The following is a 2,879-nucleotide window of genomic DNA, read 5'->3' on the forward strand; positions in this document are numbered from 1 at the left end:
GACCGTTTGCTTTTTAAACTCTTCGTTGTACCGTTGCCGTTGTTCCCCCACCGTGGGACACCTCGCTTTCGTTAAGTTGATTATCTTGTTTTTCTTAACGATGTGTCCACTTTTTATTCTAGTTGCACAGATGCAGCTATTGTGCTCGCAAGTCGCTGAAATGCAGGCTGCGGGACCAAATAGCGGAACGTGTGGCCGCTCGTTTGGCGAAATAGGCGGATTGGCCGAAATAGCGGAACGTGTGTCCGGACGGAGGCGCCGCCCAAGTATGACGAAGCTGCCGGGTGTCCATGCAGATGCCTCGCTCGTCCCGTGCGAGCCGTTCGAGCGCCGTTGCGCACCGCAAGCTGCCCTGAATCCCGCGCTCGAACCCAGCCCCTCGCATGCGTAAAGCGCAGCTATATCGTCATGCCGGCGCGTATTACGTAGCTCCGTCTTGTCGCTGCCGATCCGGAGTCCCTGCGCCATGACTTCCCGTCCGCGCGGCCCCGAGCCCGCGCCGCCTAATTCTCGCGTCCCGGCTCAATCATGAAGCCGCGCGTCCTCGCGGAACCGGCCCGGCGGCACGTTCATCAGGTCGCTGAACGTCCGCGTGAAATAATGCACGGAGCCGAAGCCCGTCGCTTCCGCGATCTCCTTGATCGAGCGGTCGGTGTACCGCAGCAGCTCGGCCGCCCGGCGGATCCGCTGCTTGCGCACGTACAGCGTGTACGATTCGTGCACGCCGGAGGCGAACAGCCGCGACAGATGCCGGGGCGAAATGCTGACCTGCGCCGCGACCTTCTCGAGCGAGAGATCCTCGTCGCTCAGGTTGTCGGTGATGAACAGCTTCGCCTGCTTCAGCAGGGCGGAGGCGCTGCGGCGCGGCGCGGTCCGTTCCGGCTGGGCCGGCTTCGCGAAGACGGAGGGCAGCGACTGCAGCAGGGACGCGGCGAGCGGCGTCAGCACCGATTCCGGCAGCGACGCGCGCTCGCCGGAACGGCGGAGCAGGGCGCGCCACAGCTGGGCGGCGGCCAGCTCGTCGCCGTCCTGGACGACGACCGTCTCCGCCGCGGCCAGCGCCTGGAACGCCGACCTTGCCGATTCCGAGCTTTCGCTCTCTTCGAGCTCGAAGGCGACGAACAGGATCGCGAGCTCCGGTTCGCATTCGATATAGTGCGTGATGCCCGGCCGGGAGCAGAACAGCGTCCCCTTGGACAGCGGGTACAGCGTGCCGTCGTCGAGGTACGTGCCTCGCCCCCCGAGCACGTAGCAGATCTCGAAGAACGAATGCTTGTGCAGGAAGTTGGACATGAGATGCTCGCTCACGCCCCAGTAGTGGACGGTGAACACGGCGTCGTCCGTGCGGGGCCGCAGCGCGAACTGATTCAGCCAGATATCGGTTTCGTTCCATAAGTACATCGCAAGCGCGCATCCTTTCGCCTAAAATATTGTCCTCAAAAGACAAAAACATGGCTTCTCCCGCTAAAGATCGAAAAGCCTTGAATTCGCTACAATAAAGCCATAGGAAAGCGATTTCGATCTCAGGAGGCTATGAGGATGATTAAACCACAAGACGTCGATTTTTACAATGAAGAGGGTTACCTGCTCGTCAAGGGCGTATTCAATCAACAGGAAGTCGAGGAGATGCGGCGCGCCGTCGGCAGCATCATCGATCGCGCGGCGAAAGCGAACCGCGACCACAACGCGCAGTGGCAGGGCGATTTTCTCCCGCCGGAAGAGCTGAAGAAGCTCGTGCTGAAAGGCTTCCACGACGTGCATTACCATGACGCTTCGTTCCTGCGCGCGCTCGTTCATCCGAACATGACGGCCGTGCTGTCGCAGCTGATCGGGCCGAACGTGCAGCTGCACCACTCCAAGATGCTCGTGAAGCCGCCGGAAAACGGCGCCGCGTTCCCGATGCACCAGGACTACCCGTACTTCCCGCACGAGAAGAACACGATGCTGGCGGCGAGCGTGCACCTGGACGACGCGAACATCGAGAACGGCTGCCTGCACGTCATTCCGGGCTCGCACAAGCAAGGACCGCTGTCGCATGTCGGCCGCCATTACTTGAACGCGAAGGAATATCCGGTATCCGAAGGCTTGCCGTGCATCGCGGAAGCGGGCGACGTGCTGTTCTTCAACTACCTGACGATTCACGGCTCCCCGCAGAACCGCAGCGAGCGGAACCGCCGCAACGTGCTGTTCCAATACCGCAGCGCGACGGATTTCCCGATGACCAAGGAACACTTCGACTGGGGCATGGGCTTGATGGTATGCGGCGAGAACCCGCATTTCGACAAGGCGCATCCCGAATATACCATCGTGTAATACGCAGCTTCCGCAGCGCGCAAGAACCGGCAGGGACGACCGTTCCCCGCCGGTTTTTTTGCGTGCCGTCATGCCGCCGGCCGTCCGTTCGCGAACGCGCTCTTCACACGGATTTCATGTAGCTTTGCTAATGTGAATGGCGATAGACGATACATGAAAGAGGTGGAAGCCCACGTTATGGAACGCTCAAGCCTAAAATTAATGGCGGCCGCGATGCTGATCTCGGTCATGCTGTCGGGATGCGGCGCCAAGGACGATTCGCAATCCGGGGGTGCCGGGCAGGCGGCGAACGGGGCGGACGCGGGACAAGCCGCGGCGCAAGGCGCGGACGGCGGCGCGAACGGTTCGCAGCAGCCGGACCGGACGGCCGATTATTTCGCCAAGGTGGTCAGCGTGTCCGGCGACGCGATCGTCGTACAGAAGTCGACGACGTCGCCGGCCGACATGCCGTCGTTCGGCGGCGGCCGGGGCGGCCAGCGTCCGCAAGGGGGCGACGGCGCCCAGGTCCAAGGCGGTCAAGGCGGCGGCCAGCGCGGCAATTGGCAGGGCGGCGGCAAGGCGAACGG

General features: G+C 62.4%; 2 protein-coding genes and 1 pseudogene. 2 read left to right on the forward strand and 1 reads right to left on the reverse strand.

Features of this window, described 5'->3' with window-relative positions; translation table 11 throughout:
- Positions 1-522 precede the first annotated feature (522 nt).
- Positions 523-1,401, reverse strand: coding sequence for an AraC family transcriptional regulator (locus I8J29_RS33300; RefSeq protein ID WP_208851551.1), 879 nt, complete (start codon positions 1,399-1,401; stop codon positions 523-525).
- Positions 1,402-1,539: 138 nt separating this feature from the next.
- On the opposite strand from I8J29_RS33300, the gene I8J29_RS33305 reads away from it, so the two are divergent.
- On the forward strand, positions 1,540-2,313 hold the full coding sequence (locus I8J29_RS33305) for a phytanoyl-CoA dioxygenase family protein (RefSeq protein WP_208851552.1): 774 nt from the start codon (positions 1,540-1,542) through the stop codon (positions 2,311-2,313).
- 177 nt (positions 2,314-2,490) lie between these two features.
- Positions 2,491-2,879, forward strand: a pseudogene (locus I8J29_RS33310) (hypothetical protein); the annotation flags it as partial.

Origin of the sequence: Paenibacillus artemisiicola (genome assembly GCF_017652985.1) — a bacterium.
GTDB classification, from domain to species: Bacteria; Bacillota; Bacilli; order Paenibacillales; family Paenibacillaceae; genus Paenibacillus_Z; species Paenibacillus_Z artemisiicola.